Below are 21763 nucleotides of genomic sequence, written 5' to 3'. Positions count from 1 at the left end.
GCAAGAGTTACGGCGGCCATAGCGAAAGGGAAACACCCGGTCCCATCCCGAACCCGGAAGTTAAGCCTTTCAGCGCCGATGGTACTGCAACCGAGAGGCTGTGGGAGAGTAGGACGCCGCCGGACATTCTTTCGAACAGGGCCACCCCCTTCGGGGTGGCCCTGTTCGCATTTCCTAGGTCGGTGAGACGGTCGATCTACGCCACTTGTCGTCCACCGTGATGCCGCCGACCGAGTCCTCCCCAGGTTTGCCGGCCCGTCGCCGTCGCTGTCGGTCCGCGGCGCGAGGGTGTGGGCTGGAGGTGATGTCGATGACGGCACACAAGACGGCACGCACGACGCGAGACACCGACCGCGCCATCGCCAACGAGGTACGGCTGGTCGGGCGGGTCTCTCAGCAACCCGAAGAACGGGTGCTCCCGAGCGGCGACTCGGTATGGACGTTCCGGGTGGTGGTCCCGCGAGCGGTGCAGAGCCGGTCGCGACAGAGCGTGGACGCACTCGAGTGCGCCGCCTGGTCCCCGCGTGCCCGGCGTTCGGTGAGCACCTGGGCAGCCGACGACGTGGTGGAGGTGTCCGGCTCGCTGCGCCGGCGGTTCTTCCGGGCGGCGGGCGGTGCCGCGTCTCGGGTCGAGGTCGAGATGAGCTCGGGACGCGTCATCGGTCGCGCAGGGAGCGGATGAGCACCCCGACACTGGGCTTGGGCTGGAACGACGTGGCCTTCTCGGGCAGCAGTCGCTCCTCTGCGGCGATCCGCAGCACCTGGCCGAACTCCGGCGCGGGCATGAGCAGTGCGACCCCGCGACGGCGGCTCACGGCGTCCAGCGCCGCGTCGACCGCGTGCAGGTAGGTCGTGCTCGTCGGCGTCCGCGTCAGCGCGGGCACGAGGTCCTGGTGGACCCACTCGACCACCGCCCGGTCGGTCCCGAGCCGGGGGCGGAGCGTGGCCCAGGCCGACCCGTCGGTCGCGACGAGGGTGTCCGGGCCCAGCGCGGCGACTCCGCGGCGTCGGTCGGTGGGCTCGAGACGCGTCCCGACCCTGCTCGCGGCGTCCTTCAGCCCGGCGAGAGTGGTGCCGGCGAACAGCCGATGGATGGCCCCGAGGAACAGGGGGGTGTCGTCCTGGTCGACCAGCATCGCCAGCCCGGCTCCTGCGGCCGGCTCCGGTCGCAGCTGCTGCATCCGCAGGTAGGCCGCGTAGCGATGGTGTCCGTCGGCGATCAGCGCGCGGGTCGTGCTCAGAGCGGCGTCGATCCGGCGGAGCTCCTCGAGGTCCCGCACAGCCCAGATCCGGTGCTGTTGGTGGGCCCGGTCCTCGAACTCGAGATGGGTCGGTCGCTCCTGCACCTGGGCGACCAGCTGCCGGGTCTCGGCCGAACCCCGGTGGACGAGCAGGATCGGTGCCGGGTTGACCTGCATCTCGGCCATCCGGGCGGCGAGCTCCTCGACCTGCGCGGGATGGACGCCCTCGTGGGGGAACACCGCGACGTCGGCCCTCGTGGTGGAGCGGCGGGAGAGATCCAGTGCACCGACGAGGCCGCGGACGGTGATGCCGCCCGCGGTGTACTCGTGCAGGTAGACCGCGGACATGGGGTCGTGGCTGACCTGCCCGCGACGCTCCCAGCGCTCGAGCCGCTCGGCCACGGAGCGGTACGGTCGGGTGAAGGCCCGGATCGAGGAGGCGTCGCCGATCCGGCGCGGGGCGAGCGTCAGCCCGCGGAACGGCAACAGCCTCAGGGGCCCGGCGCTGTGAGGTGGGGTGACCACCGCGCCGATGTCCATCGAAGCATCGTAGGGTGCCACCACCACCGGTCCCCGAGGAGGTACGCGTGCTCGGCTCGTCGGACGAGGTCCTGTGCCGGGCCTACGACCTGGCCATGCTCGATCTGGACGGGGTCGTGTACGTCGGCGGTGACGCCGTGCCGGGTGCGCCCGCGCACCTGGCCTCCGCGCGTGCGGCCGGGATGCGGTTGGCGTTCGTCACCAACAACGCGTCCCGCACCCCCCGGGTGGTCGCCGAGCACCTCCGCGAGCTCGGGGTGGAGGCCGGCGAGGACGACGTCGTCACCTCGGCCCAGGCCGCAGCCCGGCTCGTCGTGGACCGGTTCGGTGGCGGCGCCCGCGTGGTGTGCGTCGGAGCGGACGGGGTGCGGGATGCGGCCCACGCCGCGGGGCTCGTCCCGGTCGGCGTCGAGGACGAGGGCGTGGCCGTGATCACGGGCTACGGACCCGACGTCCGCTGGAGCGAGCTGATGCGGGCGGCGGTGCGGATCCGCGACGGGCTTCCGTGGGTGGCGAGCAACACCGACCTGACCTTCCCGGCGTCGTTCGGAGTCGCACCCGGCCACGGCGTGCAGGTCGACATGCTCCGGCGCTTCACCGGCGTGGAGCCCACCGTGGCCGGGAAGCCCGCGCGTCCCCTGCTCGACGAGACGGTGCGGCGCGTCGGCGGGCGGCGGCCGCTCATGGTCGGCGACCGTCTCGACACGGACATCGAGGGCGCCCGGCGGGCGGACATCGACTCGCTCCTGGTGCTCACCGGTGTCACCGGGCTGGCCGAGCTCGTGGCGGCGTCGGCCGGGCTGCGCCCGACGTACCTCGCTCCTGACCTCGCCGGACTCCTGGAGGCGCAGGCGGCGCCCGCGACCGCCGAGGGCGGCGGGTTCGTCCACGGCGGGTGGCACGCGGTCGTCTCCGGCGGAGCCCTGCGGGTCACCGGCACCGGCGAGCGCGCCGACTGGTGGCGGGTCGTGGCGGTCGCCGCGTGGGACCACCTCGACCGGTCCGGGGAACCGGTCGGCCTGTCGGGCGTCGAGGCACCTGCGCGGTAGCCTCGGGGACATGAGCGAGGACCCGGACTTCCCCGGACCCGACGAGCCGGAGCAGGTGCCGCCGGAGCCCGAGCGCGTGCGCACCGGGATGGCGGACGTCGACGAGGTGATCGCCGCGGTCGAGGAGCTCGAGGACCGTCCGATCGAGGAGCACGTGGGCGTGTTCGAGGCCGCCCACGACCAGCTCCGACGCGCGCTCGACCGACCGGCCGACCCGGCCGGGCCTGCCTGACCGTGCCGCCCCGCCGACTCCGCCTCGACGCCGAGCTGGTCCGCCGTGGGCTGGCCCGTTCCCGCGAGCACGCCAGCGAGCTGATCGAGCTGCGCCGGGTCAAGGTGGCCGGGTCCGTGGCCACCAAGGCCGCGACCGGCGTCACCACCGATGTGGCCATCGTGGTGGCCACCGACCCGGACCGGCCCGACTACGTGTCGCGTGGCGGTCACAAGCTCGCCGGTGCGCTGGCCGTCTTCGAGCCGGCCGGGCTCGTCGTCGAGGGCCGCCGGTGCCTGGACGCCGGAGCGTCCACGGGCGGGTTCACGGACGTGCTGCTGCGCCACGGGGCGCGCGAGGTCGTCGCCGTCGACGTCGGGTACGGCCAACTGGCGTGGCGCCTGCAGCAGGACGAGCGGGTCACGGTCCACGACCGGGTCAACGTGCGCGACCTGGTGCCCGAGACGATCGGCGGAGGCGTCGACCTGGTCGTCGGCGACCTCTCCTTCATCTCCCTCGGGCTGGTGCTCGACGCATTGACCGGGGTCACCGAGCCGGACGGCGACCTGGCGCTGATGGTCAAGCCGCAGTTCGAGGTCGGCCGGGAGCGGGTGGGCAAGGGCGGTGTCGTGCGCGACCCGGCGCTGCGCGCCGAGGCCGTGGCCGGTGTGGCCGCGGCCGCGGCGTCTCGCGGCTGGGGTGCCCGGATGGTGGCGATCAGCCCATTGCCCGGTCCGTCGGGGAACGTCGAGTTCTTCCTGTGGCTGCGCCGCGGTCCCGCCGTGCTCGACGACGAGGCCATCCACACGGTGGTCCGCGCCGCCGCGCCGTCGGGGGCGCCGGGTGAGAGGGTGGACCCGTGATGACCGCCGACAGCTCGCAGCCGCGCCGCGTGCTGCTGCTCGCCCACACCGGGCGCGACGACGCCCGTGACGTGGCGCGGGCCTTCGCCAAGGCGCTCACCGCCCACGGCCTGGTGGTCCGCGTGCTCGCCAACGACGCCGTCGAGCTCGGTCTCGACACCGACGCGGAGCTGATCGAGGTCGTCACCGAGGGGGACGCGAGCGCCGGCTGCGAGCTCGCGGTGGTCGTGGGCGGTGACGGCACGATCCTGCGCGCCGCGGAGATCACCCACGACTCCGGAGCGCCCGTGCTGGGCATCAACCTCGGCCACGTCGGCTTCCTGGCCGAGGCGGAGTACGACGACCTCGAGTCGACGATCGACGCCGTCGCACGGCGCCGCTACACCACCGAGGACCGGCTCACCCTCGACGTGACCGTGCTCGTCGACGGCGAGGTCATCGCCCGCACCTGGGCGCTCAACGAGGCAAGCGTCGAGAAGGCCGCTCGAGAGCGGATGCTCGAGGTGGTCGTCGAGATCGACGGTCGCCCGCTGTCGCGCTGGGGCTGCGACGGGGTCGTCTGTGCCACCCCGACCGGATCCACCGCCTACAACTTCAGCGCCGGTGGGCCGATCGTGTGGCCCGGTGTCGAGGCGCTGCTCATGGTCCCGATCAGCGCCCACGCGCTGTTCGCTCGGCCGCTCGTCGTCGCCCCGACGTCCGTGCTCGCGGTCGAGGTCCTGGCCCGCACCGACGGCGCCGGCGTGCTGTGGTGCGACGGCCGCCGGACGGTCGACCTGCCGCCCGGGGCGCGGATCGAGGTCCGGAGGGGGGCGCAGCCGGTCCGGCTGGTCCGGCTCCACCAGGCGCCGTTCACCGACCGCCTGGTCGCGAAGTTCGGCCTCCCGGTCACCGGCTGGCGCGGCTCCGCCGAGCGTCGTCGCCGGATCGCCGAGGAGACCGGCCCCGAGTCGGGGATGGGGCCGCATGCTTGAGGAGATCCGGATCGGCTCCCTCGGCGTCATCGAGTCCTCGACGCTCGAGCTCGGACCGGGCCTGACCGTCATCACCGGCGAGACCGGGGCCGGCAAGACCATGATCGTGACCGCCCTGGGTCTGCTCCTGGGTGGCCGAGCGGACAGCGGGGCGGTGCGTACCGGCGCCAAGACGGCACGGGTCGAGGGCGTCGTGCGGGTCGGTGGCCTGGCGGGCTTCGCAGCCGCGGTCGACGGCGCCGGAGGAGAGGTCGAGGACGATCGGGTGGTGCTGGCGCGCAACGTGTCGGCCGAGGGGCGCTCGCGTGCGTTCGTGGGTGGCGCCTCGGTGCCGGTGTCGGTGCTCGCCGACCTGGCGGAGCCCCTCGTGGCCGTCCACGGCCAGTCCGACCAGCACCGGCTGCTCCGGGCCCGCGCCCAGCGCGAGGCACTCGACCGGTTCGGCGGCGAGACGATCGCCGAGCTGCTCGCGACCTACGCCGACCTCTACCGCCGGCTCGAGGCCACGGAGCGCGAGCTCGACGAGGTGGTGGCGAGCGCCCGCGAGCGGGCCCAGGAGGCCGACCTGCTCCGCTTCGGGCTCGGCGAGATCGAGGCGGTCGCCCCCGAGCCGGGCGAGGATGCGTCCCTGGCTGCCGAGGAGTCGCGGCTCGGCTACTCCGACACGCTCCGCACCGCCGCCGAGCAGGCCCGGGAGGCACTGTCCAGCGAGCAGGGCGACCCCGATGCGCTCGCGACCACCTCGGCGGCCCGCACCCTCCTCGACGGCGTCCGCGAGCACGATCCCGAGGCGGGCGAGCTGGCCGACCGGCTCGCGGAGCTCACCTACCTGCTGTCCGACCTGGCCGCCGACGTGGCGTCCTACGCCGCGCGCATCGACACCGACCCGGCCCGGCTCGCCGCGGTCTCCGAGCGGCGCGCGGCGCTCACCGCGCTGACCCGCAAGTACGGCGACACCATCGACGACGTCCTCGCCTGGTCCGAGCGCTCCGCGACCAGGCTGCTGGACCTCGATCACACCGACGAGCGGATCGAGGAGCTGCGCGCTCGGCAAGGCGAGCTGCGCCGTGACCTGGCCACCGCCGCCGCCGCGCTCTCCGCGGCCCGGACGGAGGCCGCGACCCGGCTCGCCGACGAGGTCACCGCCGAGCTCACGCTGCTGGCGATGCCGCACGCCCGGCTCACCGTGGAGGTGCGCCAGCACGAGGTGGACGAGCCGGCCCCCGGCACCCACGGTCCGCTGCTCGTCGACGGTCGCTGGCTGCGCTTCACGGCGTCCGGTGCCGACGAGGTGGAGCTGCTGCTGGCCGCCAACACCGGCTCCGAGCCGCGGCCGCTCGGCAAGGGCGCATCCGGGGGTGAGCTCTCACGGGTGATGCTGGCCCTCGAGGTGGCACTCGCCGGCACCAGCCCCGTCCCGACGTTCGTGTTCGACGAGGTCGACGCGGGCGTCGGTGGCGCGGCCGCCGTCGAGGTCGGCCGCCGCCTGGCCGAGCTCGCGCGGACGGCCCAGGTGCTCGTGGTCACCCACCTGCCCCAGGTCGCGGCGTACGCCGACCGCCACGTCGTGGTCGAGAAGTCCTCCGACGGGACCGTCACCAGCTCCGGGCTCACCGTCCTCGACGAGGAGCAGCGCGAGCGCGAGCTGTCCCGGATGCTCGCCGGGCTCGCCGACTCCGAGTCGGCGCTGGCCCACGCCCGCGAGCTCCTCGACGTCGCCCAGGAGGCCAGGGCCGCCCGCTGACGACCCGACGCGCCCGGCGACCCGCGGTGCGCCGTCCGCCGGACCTCGGCTGGCAGCATGGACGCGGTCATGAGGATGCCTGTACGTCAACGTCCCGCCCACGACCATCCGGGCGTCGTGGGCACCGCCAGAGTCGACCGCCGGACCGGATCGCTGCTGCGCCGCCTGCGCCCCGGCGACGTCGCGGTGATCGACCACGTCGACCTGGACCGAGCGAGCGCCCAGGCCCTGGTCGATGCCGGGGTCCGTGCGGTCGTCAACGCCGCGCCGATGATCTCGGGGCGGTTCCCCAACCTGGGGCCGTCGGTCCTGGTGACCGCCGGCATCCCGGTCGTCGACGGCATCGGCGCCGAGGGCCTGGCCTCGATCGGTGACGGGGTCCCGGTCCGGGTCCACGACGGCACCGTCCTCGTCGAGGACCGTCCGGTGGCGACGGGGCGGGTCGTGGACGCCGAGGTCGTCGCCGCGGAGCTGGACGCCGCCCGCGGCGGGCTGGGGACCCAGCTGGAGACCTTCACCCACAACACCACCGAGTTCCTGCGCCGTGAGCAGGACCTGCTGCTGCACGGGCTCGGCGTACCCCGGCTCGCCACCCGGGTCGCCGGGCGGTCCGTCGTCGTGGTGGTCCACGGTCACGACCACGAGCGCGAGCTGCGACTGGTGCGGACGTTCGTGCGCGAGCAGCACCCGGTGCTGATCGCCGTGGGCCGTGCGGCGGACTCCCTGCGCGAGGCCGGCCTGCGACCCGACGTGATCGTCGTGGACGCTCACGCCGGCGACGCGGACACCCCGGGCGCGAAGGCCCTCAAGGCCGCTCGCGACGTGGTGGTCCGCACCGACCGCGGAGACGGGCGCGGGGCCGCCGAGCAGCTCGAGCGGCTCGGGGTGCGCCCGCTGCGCTTCGAGTCCGCTGCCACGCCCGAGGACGCGGCGCTGATCCTCGCCGAGGCCGCCGAGGCGTCCATCATCGTCGGGGTCGGGATGCACGCGACCCTCGAGGACTTCCTCGACCGTCAGCGCGCCGGGCTCGCCAGCACCTACCTGACCCGTCTGAAGGTCGGTCCCCGTCTCGTCGACGCCACCGCCGTACCCCTGCTCTACGCCGGGCGGGTCCGCCCCCGGCACCTGCTCCTGGTCATGCTGTCCGGGCTCGTCGCGCTCGGTGCCGCGATCGGCGTCACGCCGGTGGGCCAGGAGTGGGCCGACACCCTGGCCGACACCCTGCAAGGACTGCTCCCGTGATCTCCTACCGTCACCACATCGTCTCCCTCGTCGCCGTGTTCCTGGCCCTCGCGGTCGGGGTCGCGCTCGGCGGGGGACCGTTGAGCGAGCTCGGTCGCGACGACCGGCCCGCGTCCGCCACCACTCGCCAGCAGCGAGCGGCGACGTCCGGGGCGTCGTTCGGCGACGAGTTCGCCGCCGCGAGCGCCGCTGCGCTGTACGACGGCGGCCTGCGCGATCACTCGGTCTCGGTCGTGACGCTGCCCGGCGCATCGGGTGACGTCGTGAGCGCGCTCGGCGCTCAGGTGGAGGCCGCCGGCGGCGAGATCGCCGGCACCTACGACGTGCTCCCGGCGCTGACCGACCCCGAGGAGAAGTCGCTGGTCGACACCCTCGGCAGCCAGCTGATGACCCAGCTCGGGTCCGGCGCGGTCACCTCCGACGCCTCGACGTACGTCCGTCTGGGCCAGCTCGTCGGGCTCGCGACCGCGACCACCGACCTGCCCTCGGAGGACGCGCTCTCGGTGCGCCAGAGCCTGGCCGGCGCCGAGCTGCTCACGTCTCCCGAGGACGCGATGCGGGCGCCGATCGTGCTGGTGGTGCTCGGGACGTCGACCAACCCGGCCATCCTGTCGGGCCTGGTCGCCGGCCTCTCCGCGAAGGCGTCGGGCGTCGTCGTTGCCGGAGACGCCGCCGCTGCGGCCGGCTCGGGTGACCTCGCCGCGTTGCGCTCGGAGCCTGCGGCCGACAAGGTCGCGACCGTCGACGGGGCCGACACACCGCTCGGCCAGGTGACCACCGTGCTGGCCCTGATCCGCTCGATCTCGGTCAAAGGCGGTGCTTTCGGAGCGTCGGGGTCCGACGGAGCCGTTCCTCTCAAGTAGGATAGAACTCCGTGAACCAAGCGACGCCGACCAAGCACGTGTTCGTGACCGGAGGCGTCGCCTCCTCGCTCGGGAAGGGCCTGACGGCGTCCAGCCTCGGCAGCCTCCTGCGATCGCGTGGTCTGCGCGTCACGATGCAGAAGCTCGACCCCTACCTCAACGTCGACCCCGGGACCATGAACCCGTTCCAGCACGGGGAGGTCTTCGTCACCAACGACGGCGCCGAGACCGATCTGGACATCGGGCACTACGAGCGGTTCCTCGACACTGACCTGAGCCAGATCGCCAACGTCACCACCGGCCAGGTCTACTCCAACGTGATCGCCAAGGAGCGCCGCGGCGACTACCTCGGCGACACCGTGCAGGTGATCCCGCACATCACCAACGAGATCAAGGACCGGATCCTCGCCATGGGCGCGACCCAGGTCGACGGCCAGCGGGTGGACGTGGTGATCACCGAGGTCGGCGGCACCGTCGGCGACATCGAGTCGCTGCCCTTTCTCGAGGCCGCCCGCCAGGTGCGCCACGACATCGGCCGCGACAACTGCTTCTTCCTGCACGTCTCCCTGGTGCCCTACATCGGCCCGTCGGGCGAGCTGAAGACCAAGCCCACCCAGCACTCGGTGGCGGCGCTGCGCCAGGTCGGCATCCAGCCCGACGCGATCGTGTGCCGGGCCGACCGCGAGCTGCCGCCGTCGATCAAGAAGAAGATCTCGCTGATGTGCGACGTCGACCAGGAGGCCGTGGTCACCGCTGCCGACGCGCCCTCGATCTACGACATCCCCAAGGTCCTGCACCGTGAGGGCCTCGACGCCTACCTGGTCCGCCGTCTCGACCTGCCCTTCCGCGACGTCGACTGGACGGTGTGGGACGACCTGCTGCGCCGGGTGCACCACCCCAAGGAGGAGGTGACCGTGGCGCTGGTCGGCAAGTACGTCGACCTCCCCGACGCCTACCTCTCCGTCGCCGAGGCGCTGCGCGCCGGCGGCTTCGCCCACGAGGCGAAGGTCCAGCTCCGGTGGATCGCCTCCGACGAGTGCCAGACCCCGGCCGGCGCGGCCCGCAACCTCCAGGACGTCGACGCGATCTGCGTCCCGGGTGGCTTCGGCGTGCGCGGCATCGAGGGCAAGCTCGGTGCGCTCACCTACGCCCGCACCCACGGCATCCCGACCCTCGGTCTGTGCCTTGGCCTGCAGTGCATGGTGATCGAGTACTCCCGCAGCGTGCTCGGCCTGGAGAAGGCCGGCTCGACCGAGTTCGACCCCGACACGCCCGAGCCGGTCATCGCGACGATGGCCGAGCAGAAGGCATACGTCGAGGGTGCGGGCGACCTCGGTGGGACCATGCGGCTCGGGCTCTACCCGGCGGCGCTCAAGGACGGCTCGATCGCCCGCGAGGCCTACGGCAGCCCGCTGATCGAGGAGCGGCACCGGCACCGCTACGAGGTCAACAACGGCTACCGCGGCCAGCTCGAGGAGGCCGGCCTGGTCTTCTCCGGCACCTCCCCGGACAACAACCTCGTCGAGTTCGTCGAGCTCCCTCGCGAGGTGCACCCCTACTACGTCGCGACCCAGGCCCACCCCGAACTCCGGTCGCGCCCGACCCGGCCGCACCCGCTGTTCGCGGGCCTGGTCGGTGCCGCGATCGAGCGGCAGCGCGAGCTGCGCTTCCCGATCGACGAGTCAGGGCTGCGCCGCGAGCCGGACGAGGACGAGGAGTAGGGATGCCCGAGCTCGCCGACGGCCACGAGCGGTGGCCGATCGACGACAGCAGCTACCCCTACGACGGGGGCGGCTGGGTGGTGAAGGTCCGAGAGGACCGGGTGCGCCGGCCGGGCCACCCGGAGGAGGAGCCGTTCACGCGGCTCGTCGTCGAGCACCCCGGGGCCGCGATCGTGCTGGCCGTGGACGACCAGGAGCGGGTGCTGTGCCTGTGGCAGTACCGGCACGCGGTCGGCCGCACGCTGGTGCAGCTCCCCGCTGGTCTGTGTGACGTGGAGGGTGAGGATGCTGCCGAGGTCGCCCGCCGCGAGCTGGCCGAGGAGGCCGGCCTCGAGGCCGCGGAGTGGACCCACCTGGCCTCGACGTACTCCTCCCCGGGCTTCTCCTCCGAGCAGTGCCACTTCTTCCTGGCCCGCGACCTCCGTGAGGTCGGGCGCGGCGACTTCACCCCCGAGCACGAGGAGGCCGAGATGGAGCTCGGCTGGGTCCCGTTCGCCGAGCTGCACAGTGCGGTCGCGTCCGGCCGGCTCGCCGACGCGCACCTCGCCGGTGCCGTGCTGCTGGCCCGCGCGAGGGGCCTGGCCGGATAGTGTCGGCGTGGCCGTCACAACGTCGTGGCGGCGAGACCCGAGCAGGAGGATGCACGCGGATGAAGGTCGGTGTCCCCAAGGAAGTCAAGAACCACGAGTACCGGGTGGCGATCACGCCGATCGGCGTGCACGAGCTGACCGCGCACGGCCACGAGGTCTTCATCGAGCGCGGCGCCGGCGAGGGGTCCTCGATCCACGACGAGGAGTACGTCGCCGCCGGTGCGCAGATCGTGCCGGACGCCGACGCGGCGTGGGGTGTGGGGGAGATGGTGCTCAAGGTCAAGGAGCCGGTCGCCGAGGAGTACCACCGCCTCCGTGAGGGCCTCACCCTGTTCACCTACCTGCACCTGGCCGCCGACAAGCCGCTGACCGAGAAGCTGCTCGAGACCAGGGTGACCGGCATCGCCTACGAGACCGTGCAGCTGCCCTCCGGCGGGCTGCCCCTGCTGTACCCGATGTCCGAGGTCGCCGGCTGCCTGGCGCCGCAGGTCGGCGCCTACTCGCTGCTGAAGGCGCAGGGTGGCCGGGGCGTGCTGATGGGCGGTGTGGGCGGCGTCGCCAACGCCAAGGTCGTGATCATCGGCGCCGGTGTCTCCGGCCAGAACGCCGCGAACATCGCGCTCGGCATGGGTGCCGACGTGACGCTCCTGGACACCGACCTGGACAAGCTGCGGATGTCGTTCTGGCGCTACAACAACCGTGTCCACGGACTCGCGTCGTCCAAGCTCGCCATCGAGCAGCAGGTGACCGAGGCCGACATGGTCATCGGCGCCGTGCTCATCCCCGGCGCGGCCGCGCCCAAGCTGGTGAGCAACGATCTCGTGTCCCGGATGAAGCCCGGCTCGGTGCTCGTCGACATCGCCGTCGACCAGGGCGGGTGCTTCGAGGACACCCACGCGACCACGCACGCAGACCCGACCTACCAGGTGCACGGCTCGACGTTCTACTGCGTGGCGAACATGCCGGGCGCGGTGCCGAACACCTCGACCTACGCGCTCACCAACGCGACCCTGCCCTACGTGATGGCGCTGGCCGACAAGGGCTGGCGCCAGGCGAGCCGCGACGACCACAGCCTGGCGCTCGGCCTCAACACCCACGCCGGCCGGCTCACCAACGCTCCGGTGGGCGAGGCGGTGGGGATCGCGGCCGACCCGCTGGACTCCGTCCTGGCGTAGTGGCCTCGACAGGCTCGACCACCGACGGCGCGGTGACTCGGCCCACCGAGGTCGGGCGCGCGGTCCGGACCTACCTCGACCACCTGTCGGTTGAGCGCGGCCTCGCGAAGAACACCCTGACGTCGTACCGACGCGACCTGCGGCGCTACCAGGAGTACCTCGCCGAGGGGGGCATCGACGGGCTCGACCAGGTCACGGAGGCCATCGTGGCGGGGTTCCTGATGCGGCTGCGCGAGGGGGACGCCGACCATCCGCCGCTGACCTCCACCTCGGCGGCGCGGACCGTGGTGGCCGTGCGGGGCTTCCACAAGTTCGCGGTCGCCGACGGCCTCGCGTCGAGCGACCCCGCGAGCGGGGTCAAGCCCCCCACCCCCGCCAAGCGGCTGCCGAAGGCGCTCCCGCTCGCGGACGTCGAGGCCATCCTCGAGGCGGCGGGGGCTCCCGGGACGACGCTGGCGCTGCGCGACCGGGCGTTGCTCGAGGTGCTCTACGGCACCGGCGCCCGGATCTCGGAGGCGGTCGGCCTCGACGTCGACGACCTCGACATGGTCGACGGCACCGTGCTGCTGCGCGGCAAGGGCGGCAAGGAGCGGATCGTCCCGGTCGGGTCGTACGCCCGCGAGGCCGTGGACGCCTACCTGGTGCGCGGCCGGCCGGAGCTGGCCGGGGTCTCGACCGGCTCCACCGGGGGAGCGCTGTTCCTCAACGCCCGCGGCGGGCGGCTCTCGCGCCAGTCGGCCTGGGCGGTGCTGGTCAAGGCCGCCGACCGGGCCGGGGTCACCAGGGACGTCTCCCCCCACACGATGCGGCACTCGTTCGCCACCCACCTGCTCGACGGCGGCGCCGACGTCCGCGTCGTGCAGGAGCTGCTCGGCCACGCGTCGGTGACCACCACCCAGGTCTATACGCTGGTGACGGTGGACAACCTGCGCGAGGTCTTCGCCACCGCCCATCCACGCGCTCGCGATTGAGACCCCTTGACCGACCTTCTGGATGAGATCACCGCCGCTGCGACCGCCCGCGGACTGACGCTCTACCCGCACCAGGAGGAGGCGATCCTGGCGGTGCTGGCCGGCGACAACGTCGTGCTGGCCACGCCGACGGGCTCGGGCAAGTCGCTGGTGGCCGCCGCGGCTCACCGAGCGGCGCTCGCCGAGGACCGGGTGTCGTTCTACACCGCACCCATCAAGGCGCTGGTCAGCGAGAAGTTCTTCGCGCTCGTCGAGGAGTTCGGGGCCGCGGACGTCGGCATGCTCACCGGCGACGCCTCGGTCAACCCGGAGGCGCCGATCATCTGCTGCACCGCCGAGGTGCTCGCCAACATCGCCCTGCGCGAGGGCTCCGCAGCCGACGTCGGCCTGGTGGTGATGGACGAGTTCCACTTCTACGCCGAGCCCGACCGCGGCTGGGCCTGGCAGGTCCCGCTGCTGGAGCTGCCCCAGGCGCAGTTCGTGCTGATGTCGGCGACCCTGGGCGACATGTCCGAGATCGCCGCGGACCTGACCCGGCGCAACGGGCGGGAGACCACCGTGGTCGACGACGCCGTACGCCCGGTGCCGCTGACGTTCAGCTGGGTGATGACGCCGCTGATCGAGACGCTCGAGGAGCTGGTGACCACCGGCCAGGGGCCGGTCTACGTCGTGCACTTCACCCAGAAGGACGCCGTCGAGCAGGCGACGTCGCTGCTGAACGCCGGGTGGGCTGCCGCGCCGCGCGAGCAGCGCGACCTCCTGGCCGAGCGGCTCGCCGGGGTGCGCTTCGGCGCCGGCTTCGGCAAGACGCTCGCCAAGCTGCTGCGCCGCGGCATCGGCGTCCACCACGCCGGGATGCTGCCGCGCTACCGCCGGCTGGTGGAGCAGCTCGCCCAGGCCGGGCTGCTGCGGATCATCTGCGGCACCGACACCCTGGGCGTCGGCATCAACGTGCCGATCCGGACCGTGCTGTTCTCCGGGCTCGCCAAGTTCGACGGCAGCCGGCAGCGGGTCCTGCGGACCCGGGAGTTCCTCCAGATCGCGGGCCGCGCCGGGCGCGCCGGCTTCGACACCGCCGGGTACGTCGTCGTGCAGGCGCCCGAGCACGTCATCGAGAACGAGAAGGCGAAGGCGAAGGTCGCCGCCCGGCAGGCCGCCGGCAAGAAGAACTCCAGGGCCCAGCTGCGCAAGCCGCCCGAGGGCACGGTGGTGTGGAGCGAGCAGACCTTCGACAAGCTGGTCGCGGGCGAGCCCGAGCCGCTGGTGTCGCGGATGAAGGTCGACAACTCGATGCTGATCAACGTCCTGGCGCGGGACGAGGACGCATTCCCGGTGCTGCGGCGGCTGCTGATGGACAACCACGAGGACCGTCGCCAGCAGCTGCGGCTGGCTCGCCGGGCGGTGCGGCTGGCGCGCTCGCTTCTGCGATCGGGCACGCTGACCCGGCTCGCGGAGCCGGACGAGCTCGGCCGCCGGTACGTGCTCACCGTCGACCTGCCGCCCGACTTCGCGCTCAACCAGCCGCTCGCGCACTTCGCGCTGGCCGCGCTCGACGTGCTCGACCCGGAGGCGGAGACCTACACGCTCGACATCGTCTCGGTGGTCGAGGCGGTCCTCGAGGGCCCGCGGCAGATCCTGTTCCAGCAGCAGCACGTCGCCCGCGGTGAGGCCATCGCGGAGATGAAGGCCGACGGGCTGGAGTACGACGAGCGGATGGCGCTGCTCGAGGAGATCACCTGGCCCCAGCCGCTCGCCGAGCTGCTGGAGGCGACGTACGAGATCTACCGGGAGCGGCACCCCTGGCTGCGGGAGGACGCGCTCCAGCCGAAGTCGATCGTGCGGGAGATGTACGAGCAGGGGATGAGCTTCACCGACTTCGTCGGCCGCTACCAGCTCGCCCGCTCCGAGGGGCTGGTGCTGCGCTACCTCACCGACGCCTACCGGACCCTGCGGCAGACCGTGCCCGACCAGCACCACACCCCCGAGCTCGGCGACCTCATCGAGTGGCTGGGGGAGACCGTGCGCCAGACGGACTCCTCGCTGCTCGACGAGTGGGAGGCGCTGGCCGACCCCACCCACGTGCGCTCGGACGTCGCTCACCACGAGCCGCCGCCACCGCCCCGACCGATCTCGAAGCAGGACCGGGCGTTCCGGGTGATGATCCGCAACGCGATGTTCCGGCGGGTCGAGCTCGTCGCCCGCGACGACCTGGACGGCCTGATGGCCATGGAGCGGGCGGCCGCCGACCGCACCGAGCCGCCCGTCGAGGTCGTGATGACCCGCTCGGCGTGGGACGCGGCGATCGAGGAGTACTACGCCGAGCACGACCGGGTGCTGCTCGACTCGGACGCCCGCGGTCCGTCGCTGCTGCAGGTCGAGGAGGCGGGGCGCACGTGGCGGGTCACGCAGACCCTGCACGACCCCGAGGGCCACCACGACTGGGTCGTCGAGGCGGAGGTCGACCTGGACGCCTCCGACGAGGCCGGCGAGCTGGTGCTGCGCACGACCTCGATGCGGCGCCTCGGTGGATGACCAGGCTCTGGATCAGCGCAGGTAGCAGAGCGCCGTGGGGCAGGAGTCGAGCCAGGTGAGGCCGCCGTGCAGCGAGCTGATCTGCTTGAGGCCGGCGGTGTCGTCGAACCACAGCATCGACCAGAGCGGCCGCGGCGTGACCGTGCGCGCGGTGCGGGTGATCACGGCCGGGTTCCAGGAACCGGCGGCGCTGTTCTCCGGGCCCACTTCGGTGAGGGCCATCCGCGGGACACGCTTCGCCACGGCGGCATACCCGGTCAGGTCGAGGCGGTCATGCCGATCGGCCGAGGACCCCTCGGGGTCGTAGCTGTCGATGCCAGCCACGTCGACCCTGGCCGGGACCAGCGTCTCCGGCGCGCGGATGCCGGACCAGGTCTTCGCCGCGAAGGAGTAGGCCCACACGATGTTGTGCACGCCGGCGTCCCAGGCGCGCTGCTGCATCATCGACCAGAGTGCCTTGTACGTCGCCGGGTCGGGCCGGCCCCACCAGAACCACCCGCCGTTGGCCTCGTGGAAGGGCCGGAGCACCACCGCGGTGCCGGCGTCCTGGAAGCGCCGGAGCAGCTCGAGCTTGGCGTCGAAGTCGGCCCAGAACCGGGCCCCTTCGGACGTGGTCGTGCTCAGCAGGGCGTCCAGGGACGTCCAGCTGCGGTCCCAGGCCGACCTGGTCGTGTGCGGGTTGGTGACGTGCCACGACGCGGAGAGCACGGCGCCCTGCTGGGCGAGCCCGACCAGGGCGTCGAGGGGCGGCTCGGGGAACTGGTAGGTCTCGCCCTGCGCGAGCTCCTCGAGGTCGAAGCCGACGACGGAGACCCGACGTCCGCCGAGGGCGACCAGCGGGCCGCGGTAGTCCCGGTTGGAGACGTTCAGCTGCTGGCCGAGGCCCATCAGGCCGGCCGCCCGCCACCGGTCCAGGCGGGCGGCGAGGCAGCGGGCCGCCGCGCTGGCGTCGGGGTCGACGAGCGCCGGCCTCGGCGTGCAGGAGGCGTCCGGGTAGACCCTGAGCGTGACCGGGGCCGAGGCCCTCCGCGGCAGGCCACGGGTCGCCTCGGCGACCACGCGCAGCTGCTGGGCGCCGGAGGTGCTGGTGTCGAGGGTCACCACGGCTCGGCCCGCGGCGTCGCCGGTCACGGTGGCGATCGCCGTCCAGGTGGCGTCGTCGACCCGCTGCACGGTGAACGTGCGTCCGCGCTGAGCGGGGGAGAGCTGCGCCACCAGGGAGCTCGGCTCCCCGACGGTGACGACAGGAGGGGACAGGCGCACGGTCACGGTGCTGCTCCGCTCGCGTGGAGCCGGGCGCGCGGAGGCAGGGGTCGCCCCGGACGCGATGATCAGTCCCCCCGTGAGCAACCCCGCCAGCCAGGCCAGGACGGCCGCACGTGGGCGCACACCGTCAGTCTAGAGTCGGTGGCATGACCGACGTCGTGACTTCGCACAATCCTCAGCAGAGCCGCTACGAGGCACACATCGACGGCGAGCTGGCCGGATTCGCCGAGTACCAGCTCACCGACGAGCTCGTGGTCTTCACCCACACCGAGGTCGGCGACGAGTTCGGCGGCAAGGGCGTGGGGTCGGCGCTGGCCCGGTTCGGGCTCAACGACGTCCGCGCCGCCGGCGAGCGCAAGGTGATGCCGCTGTGCCCTTTCATCAAGGGCTGGATCGGCAAGCATCCCGAGTACACCGACCTCGTGTACGGCACCACCGAGGGCACCACCGAGACCTCGACGACCGGCTGAACCTCGCCGCGGGCTCTCCACAGGTCTGTGCACAGGCGGCCCGTGCCTGTGCAGCCACCGCCTGGCGAGTGCACAACTCATCAACAGATTCTCCTGCTGGCCTGGGGGTTTCGCCCTTCGGGTTGTCGCTGTCGGAGCCCGGTCCTAGAGTCGCCCGCGGGTCGACAACTTGTCGCCGTGTCGACAAGTCGGTGAGGAGCGGGGATGACGGCAAGCGGCAGCTTCGGAGGAACGTCCAGCCCAGTCGGCAGCGCCGCCGGTGCGATGCCGCCGATCGCCCGGCCCCCAGCCCCCACCCACGCCCTCGCACCAGAAATCGGAGATGACCCGCCCGTGGCCGAACCCCTGCCGTTCGAGCGCCCGCCCGCCGAGGCCGACGCGCCGGTCGTGCTCGGCCCGACGGGTCGTCCGCTGCCGCACATCCCCGAGCCGGGACCGGTGACGACCCACGGTCACGCGCGCGTCGTGTCGATGTGCAACCAGAAGGGCGGTGTCGGCAAGACCACCACCACGATCAACCTCGGGGCGTCGCTCGCCGAGCTCGGCCGCAAGGTGCTGCTGGTCGACTTCGACCCCCAGGGCTCGCTCTCGGTCGGCCTGGGTCTCAACCCGCACGAGATGGACCTGACGATCTACAACCTGCTCATGCAGCGGGACGTCGACATCCACGACGTGATCGTCCCGACGGTCGTGCCGGGCATGGACCTGCTGCCCTCCAACATCGACCTCTCGGCCGCCGAGGTCCAGCTGGTGCACGAGGTGGCCCGCGAGCAGACCCTGCAGCGCGTCCTCGGCCCGGCGATCGAGAAGTACGACATCATCCTCATCGACTGCCAGCCCTCACTGGGCCTGCTGACGGTCAACGCGCTCACCGCCTCCGACGGCGTGATCGTGCCGCTCGAGTGCGAGTACTTCGCCCTGCGCGGCGTGGCGCTGCTCAAGACCACCATCGACAAGGTGCGCGAGCGGCTCAACCCCAAGCTCGAGATCGACGGCGTGCTCGGCACCATGTACGACGGCCGCACGCTGCACAGCCGCGAGGTCATGGACCGCCTGGTGCAGGCGTGGGGAGACACGGTCTTCCACACGGTGATTCGGCGCACCGTGAAGTTCTCCGACTCCACGGTGGCCGGCGAGCCGATCACGACGTACGCCGCGACCTCGGCCGGGGCCGACTCCTACCGCCAGCTCGCCAAGGAGGTGCTCGCGCGGTGTCTCGACGGGTGAGCCTCCCCGCCGCCGACGACCTGTTCCGCCCCACCGCGCCCCCCGAGGAGGACCGGCGGGCCCAGGACGCGCCCGCGGCGGACACCGGCGAGGCGACCGAGGAGGACGCCGGCCGGAAGAAGAGGCCGAGCGGCCGGGTCCGGCACGACGAGAAGATGACGGTCTACGTCACCTCCGACGAGCTGCTCGACCTCGAGCACGCCCGCCTGGTGCTGCGCCGCTCCCACGGCCTGGCGGTCGACCGCGGCCGGATCGTCCGCGAGGCGATCGCGCTGGTGCTCGCCGACTTCGATGCGCAGGGCGACGACAGCGCGCTGGTGCGACGATTGACCGAGGGATGACCGCGGCGTCCGTGGAGACCAGCGGCGAGGCGGCGCCGGCGTTCGCGGTGCGTCTTGACAACTTCGAGGGCCCCTTCGACCTGCTGCTGAACCTGATCGCCAAGCACAAGCTCGACATCACCGAGGTGTCGCTCTCGACGGTGACCGACGAGTTCATCGCCCACATCAAGGTGGGCGGCCAGGAGTGGGACCTCGAGCAGACCACGTCGTTCCTGCTCGTCGCCTCCACCCTCCTCGACCTCAAGGCCGCCCGGCTGCTGCCGCAGGGCGACATCGAGGACGAGGAGGACCTCGCGCTGCTCGAGGCCCGCGACCTGCTCTTCGCCCGGCTGCTGCAGTACCGCGCGTTCAAGCAGGTCGCCGCGGTGCTCGCGACCCGGCTCGCGGCCGAGTCCAAGCGGCACCCGCGCGCGGTCGGGCTGGAGGAGAGGTTCGCCGGGCTGCTACCGGAGGTGCTGATCGGCATCGGGCTCGACCAGTTCGCGCAGCTCGCCGCGAAGGCGCTCGAGCCCAAGCCCGTCCTGGAGGTCTCGCTCCAGCACATCCACGCCAACAAGGTCAGCGTCCGGGAACAGGCGGCCCTGGTCATCGACCGGCTCCGGCGCAACGGCACGATGACGTTCCGCGCGCTCTGCGGCGACTCACCGGACCGGCTCACCACCGTGGCCCGGTTCCTGTCGCTGCTCGAGCTGTTCCGTGAGGGCGCGGTCGCGTTCGACCAGGTGACGCCGCTCGGCGAGCTGACCGTACGGTGGACCGGTGAGGACGACGCCGACGTCGACGAGCTGATCACCGACGAGTTCGACGGCGCTCCTCCCGAGGCGAGCGACGTACCGGAGGGAGAGATCGATGACCGAGGCGAACACGGAGACGACCGTCGAGACGACGGCGGAGACGGGGCCCGAGATGGCGGCTGACGGCGTCGCCGAGGTCGAGGAGACCCTCGCGGTCCCGGTCGCCGCGCTCCGGCCGTCGCTGGAGGCGCTCCTGATGGTCGCCGACCAGCCGATGGACACGATGACGCTCGCGACCGCGGTCGGCTACCCGGTCGGTGAGGTCGTCGAGGCACTGGACGCCCTGGCTGCGGAGTACACCGAGCAGGGCCGGGGCTTCGAGCTGCGCAACGTCGGTGGCGGCTGGCGCTACTACACCCGCGACGACTACGCGGCCGTGGTCGAGACCTTCGTGCTCGAGGGTCAGCAGGCCCGGCTCACCCAGGCCGCCCTGGAGACGCTGGCGGTCGTGGCCTACAAGCAGCCGGTCTCCCGCGCGCGGGTCTCGGCGATCCGCGGGGTCAACGTCGACGGGGTGATGCGCACGCTGCTGACCCGTGGCCTGGTCGAGGAGGCCGGTCACGACCACGAGACCGGAGCCAACCTCTACCGCACGACCACCTACTTCCTCGAGCGGATCGGGGTCACCTCGATCGAGGACCTGCCCGAGCTCGCGCCGTACCTGCCGGACATGGACGACCTCGAGGAGGAGCTCTCGGAGATGGTCGCCCCCGTGGCGAGCGAGCCCGCCCCCGAGCCCACGTCGGAGCCCGGGCACGAGCACGAGCACCCGCACTCGCCGCACAGCGGCGACGGCACCGAGCCCGATGGTGGGACGGAGCCCACGTGAACGAGGTGGTGGACGGGCTCGAGCTCGACGGGGACGGCCAGGTCCGGCTGCAGAAGCTGCTGGCCCAGTCCGGAGTCGCGTCCCGTCGCAAGTGCGAGGAGCTGATGCTCGAGGGCCTGGTCGAGGTCGACGGCGAGGTGGTCACCCGGCTCGGGACGAAGGTCGACCCCCGCACCGCGGTGATCCGGGTCGACGGCAAGCGGCTGCCGCCGGTGTCCGAGCTCGTCTACCTGGTGCTCAACAAGCCCCGAGGAGTCGTCTCGACGATGTCGGACCCCGAGGGCCGGCGCACGTTGTCCGACCTGGTCGCGGATCGCCCCGAGCGGCTCTTCCACGTGGGACGCCTCGACACGGACACATCCGGGCTGCTGCTGCTCACCAACGACGGCGACTTCGCGCACCGGATGGCCCACCCGTCCTACGAGGTCGACAAGACCTACGTCGCGGAGGTCGAGGGCGAGGTGTTCCGGCGCACGATCAAGCAGCTGCTGGAGGGGGTGACCCTCGACGACGGCCCGGTGACGGTGTCGAAGGCGCGGATCGTCGAGGCGACGGCGTCCAAGTCGATCGTCGAGCTGGTCATCCACGAGGGCCGCAACCGGATCGTGCGGCGACTCCTCGACCACGTCGGCCACCCGGTCCGCCGGCTCACCCGGACCGCGATCGGCCCGGTGACGCTCGGCCGGCTGCGCAGCGGCGAGGTGCGCGAGCTCACGCTGGACGAGCTCGGCGAGCTCCTGGACCTCGCGCAGCTCTGACCGGGTCCTACGCGTCCTGCTCGAGTGCCTCGTCGAGGGTGTCGACGATCCGGAACACCCGGTGCATCGCGGTCGCCGCGAACACCCGCAGCACCGGACTGCTCGTGCAGACGATCGTGAAGGACCCCTGCAGCACCCGGGCGCGCTTGTGGGCGCTGATGAGGGCGCCGAGCCCGAGCGAGTCGAGGAAGGTGACGTCGTCCAGCACCACCACGAGGTCGCTGGGCCCGTCGACCTGCACGTCGGTCATGCGCGCCCGCAGCAGGCCGGCGGTGGCGATGTCGATCTCGCCCGCGCACCGCATCACGGTGACGTCACCGTGCGGCTCGACGGCGATCGTCAGGGGCTGGAAGGTGGGCACT

At 72.6% G+C, this 21763-nt stretch carries 22 protein-coding genes and 1 rRNA gene; 20 read left to right on the top strand and 3 right to left on the bottom strand.

Going from position 1 to position 21763, the window contains the following annotated elements; translation table 11 throughout:
* The first annotated feature begins 8 nt into the window (after positions 1-8).
* Positions 9-125, top strand: a 5S ribosomal RNA gene (gene rrf / locus QQZ14_RS18075).
* Between the two features lie 185 nt (positions 126-310).
* On the top strand, positions 311-682 hold the full coding sequence (locus tag QQZ14_RS18070) for a single-stranded DNA-binding protein (protein WP_284535774.1): 372 nt from the start codon (positions 311-313) through the stop codon (positions 680-682).
* Here QQZ14_RS18070 and QQZ14_RS18065 read toward each other — a convergent pair.
* Positions 657-1781: a DUF1015 family protein gene (locus QQZ14_RS18065; RefSeq protein WP_284535773.1), complete on the bottom strand. Its 1125-nt coding sequence runs from the start codon at positions 1779-1781 to the stop codon at positions 657-659. The genes QQZ14_RS18070 and QQZ14_RS18065 overlap by 26 nt on opposite strands.
* A gap of 47 nt (positions 1782-1828) precedes the next feature.
* Between QQZ14_RS18065 and QQZ14_RS18060 the strand changes: the two genes are divergently transcribed.
* The 12 genes from QQZ14_RS18060 (at position 1829) to QQZ14_RS18005 (ending at position 15716) form a co-directional block, all read left to right on the top strand.
* Positions 1829-2830 (top strand): HAD-IIA family hydrolase, encoded by a 1002-nt coding sequence (locus QQZ14_RS18060; RefSeq protein WP_284535772.1) that lies wholly within the window; start codon positions 1829-1831, stop codon positions 2828-2830.
* Between the two features lie 10 nt (positions 2831-2840).
* A complete protein-coding gene (locus QQZ14_RS18055) occupies positions 2841-3062 on the top strand; it encodes a hypothetical protein (protein WP_284535771.1) in 222 nt (73 codons plus the stop codon).
* A gap of 2 nt (positions 3063-3064) precedes the next feature.
* A complete protein-coding gene (locus QQZ14_RS18050; protein WP_284535770.1) occupies positions 3065-3904 on the top strand; it encodes a TlyA family RNA methyltransferase in 840 nt (279 codons plus the stop codon).
* Positions 3904-4878, top strand: coding sequence for an NAD kinase (locus QQZ14_RS18045; protein WP_284535791.1), 975 nt, complete (start codon positions 3904-3906; stop codon positions 4876-4878). Before QQZ14_RS18050 ends, QQZ14_RS18045 begins: the two co-directional genes overlap by 1 nt.
* Positions 4871-6622: a DNA repair protein RecN gene (recN, locus tag QQZ14_RS18040; protein ID WP_284535769.1), complete on the top strand. Its 1752-nt coding sequence runs from the start codon at positions 4871-4873 to the stop codon at positions 6620-6622. Before QQZ14_RS18045 ends, recN begins: the two co-directional genes overlap by 8 nt.
* Positions 6623-6739: 117 nt before the next feature.
* The gene (gene steA / locus QQZ14_RS18035) at positions 6740-7864 is read left to right on the top strand and encodes a putative cytokinetic ring protein SteA (protein WP_284535768.1); all 1125 of its coding nucleotides are present in this window, start codon (positions 6740-6742) and stop codon (positions 7862-7864) included.
* Complete coding sequence (locus tag QQZ14_RS18030; RefSeq protein WP_284535767.1) at positions 7861-8727, top strand: copper transporter; 867 nt, start codon at positions 7861-7863, stop codon at positions 8725-8727. Before steA ends, QQZ14_RS18030 begins: the two co-directional genes overlap by 4 nt.
* Before the next feature lie 11 nt (positions 8728-8738).
* Positions 8739-10448 (top strand): CTP synthase, encoded by a 1710-nt coding sequence (locus QQZ14_RS18025; protein ID WP_284535766.1) that lies wholly within the window; start codon positions 8739-8741, stop codon positions 10446-10448.
* Positions 10449-10450: 2 nt separating this feature from the next.
* Complete coding sequence (locus QQZ14_RS18020) at positions 10451-11038, top strand: NUDIX domain-containing protein (RefSeq protein ID WP_284535765.1); 588 nt, start codon at positions 10451-10453, stop codon at positions 11036-11038.
* A gap of 59 nt (positions 11039-11097) precedes the next feature.
* Entirely contained in the window at positions 11098-12213 is a 1116-nt protein-coding gene (gene ald / locus QQZ14_RS18015) for an alanine dehydrogenase (protein ID WP_284535764.1), read from the top strand.
* Positions 12214-12245: 32 nt separating this feature from the next.
* A complete protein-coding gene (xerD, locus tag QQZ14_RS18010; RefSeq protein WP_284535763.1) occupies positions 12246-13184 on the top strand; it encodes a site-specific tyrosine recombinase XerD in 939 nt (312 codons plus the stop codon).
* Positions 13185-13190: 6 nt separating this feature from the next.
* The gene (locus QQZ14_RS18005) at positions 13191-15716 is read left to right on the top strand and encodes a DEAD/DEAH box helicase (RefSeq protein ID WP_284535762.1); all 2526 of its coding nucleotides are present in this window, start codon (positions 13191-13193) and stop codon (positions 15714-15716) included.
* 12 nt (positions 15717-15728) lie between these two features.
* Here the strand turns inward: QQZ14_RS18005 and QQZ14_RS18000 are convergent, their stop codons facing one another.
* Complete coding sequence (locus tag QQZ14_RS18000) at positions 15729-17105, bottom strand: glycoside hydrolase family 26 protein (RefSeq protein ID WP_284535761.1); 1377 nt, start codon at positions 17103-17105, stop codon at positions 15729-15731.
* A 23-nt stretch (positions 17106-17128) separates the two neighbouring features.
* Here QQZ14_RS18000 and QQZ14_RS17995 point away from each other — a divergent pair, with 23 nt between their 5' ends.
* From QQZ14_RS17995 to QQZ14_RS17970, 6 genes are all read left to right on the top strand, one after another.
* Positions 17129-17452, top strand: coding sequence for a GNAT family N-acetyltransferase (locus QQZ14_RS17995; protein ID WP_284535760.1), 324 nt, complete (start codon positions 17129-17131; stop codon positions 17450-17452).
* A gap of 333 nt (positions 17453-17785) precedes the next feature.
* Positions 17786-18679: a ParA family protein gene (locus QQZ14_RS17990; protein ID WP_284535759.1), complete on the top strand. Its 894-nt coding sequence runs from the start codon at positions 17786-17788 to the stop codon at positions 18677-18679.
* Positions 18664-19020, top strand: a complete 357-nt coding sequence (locus QQZ14_RS17985) for a hypothetical protein (protein ID WP_284535758.1) — start codon at positions 18664-18666, stop codon at positions 19018-19020. The genes QQZ14_RS17990 and QQZ14_RS17985 overlap by 16 nt, the downstream gene beginning before the upstream one ends.
* Positions 19017-19937, top strand: coding sequence for a segregation and condensation protein A (locus QQZ14_RS17980; protein WP_284535757.1), 921 nt, complete (start codon positions 19017-19019; stop codon positions 19935-19937). The genes QQZ14_RS17985 and QQZ14_RS17980 overlap by 4 nt, the downstream gene beginning before the upstream one ends.
* Positions 19870-20643, top strand: coding sequence for an SMC-Scp complex subunit ScpB (gene scpB, locus QQZ14_RS17975; RefSeq protein WP_342395245.1), 774 nt, complete (start codon positions 19870-19872; stop codon positions 20641-20643). Before QQZ14_RS17980 ends, scpB begins: the two co-directional genes overlap by 68 nt.
* Positions 20640-21401: a pseudouridine synthase gene (locus tag QQZ14_RS17970; protein WP_284535756.1), complete on the top strand. Its 762-nt coding sequence runs from the start codon at positions 20640-20642 to the stop codon at positions 21399-21401. The genes scpB and QQZ14_RS17970 overlap by 4 nt, the downstream gene beginning before the upstream one ends.
* Positions 21402-21408: 7 nt before the next feature.
* Here QQZ14_RS17970 and QQZ14_RS17965 read toward each other — a convergent pair whose 3' ends face one another.
* Positions 21409-21762, bottom strand: coding sequence for an STAS domain-containing protein (locus QQZ14_RS17965; protein WP_284535755.1), 354 nt, complete (start codon positions 21760-21762; stop codon positions 21409-21411).
* Position 21763: the final 1 nt, after the last annotated feature.

The organism is Nocardioides sp. T2.26MG-1, assembly GCF_950101795.1.
Lineage (GTDB): Bacteria > Actinomycetota > Actinomycetes > Propionibacteriales > Nocardioidaceae > Nocardioides.
Note: the sequence above shows the minus strand (reverse complement) of the source record. Positions and strands in the feature narration are given on the sequence as shown.

Bases quoted from the DNA above. Each gene is read 5' to 3' on its own strand.
- QQZ14_RS18070 (WP_284535774.1), top strand. From the start codon at position 311: ATGACGGCACACAAGACGGCACGCACGACGCGAGACACCGACCGCGCC.
- QQZ14_RS18045 (WP_284535791.1), top strand. From the start codon at position 3,904: ATGACCGCCGACAGCTCGCAGCCGCGCCGCGTGCTGCTGCTCGCCCAC.
- ald (WP_284535764.1), top strand. From the start codon at position 11,098: ATGAAGGTCGGTGTCCCCAAGGAAGTCAAGAACCACGAGTACCGGGTG.
- QQZ14_RS18020 (WP_284535765.1), top strand. From the start codon at position 10,451: ATGCCCGAGCTCGCCGACGGCCACGAGCGGTGGCCGATCGACGACAGC.
- QQZ14_RS18055 (WP_284535771.1), top strand. From the start codon at position 2,841: ATGAGCGAGGACCCGGACTTCCCCGGACCCGACGAGCCGGAGCAGGTG.
- QQZ14_RS18065 (WP_284535773.1), bottom strand. From the start codon at position 1,781: ATGGACATCGGCGCGGTGGTCACCCCACCTCACAGCGCCGGGCCCCTG.
- QQZ14_RS17995 (WP_284535760.1), top strand. From the start codon at position 17,129: ATGACCGACGTCGTGACTTCGCACAATCCTCAGCAGAGCCGCTACGAG.
- QQZ14_RS17980 (WP_284535757.1), top strand. From the start codon at position 19,017: ATGACCGCGGCGTCCGTGGAGACCAGCGGCGAGGCGGCGCCGGCGTTC.
- recN (WP_284535769.1), top strand. From the start codon at position 4,871: ATGCTTGAGGAGATCCGGATCGGCTCCCTCGGCGTCATCGAGTCCTCG.
- scpB (WP_342395245.1), top strand. From the start codon at position 19,870: ATGACCGAGGCGAACACGGAGACGACCGTCGAGACGACGGCGGAGACG.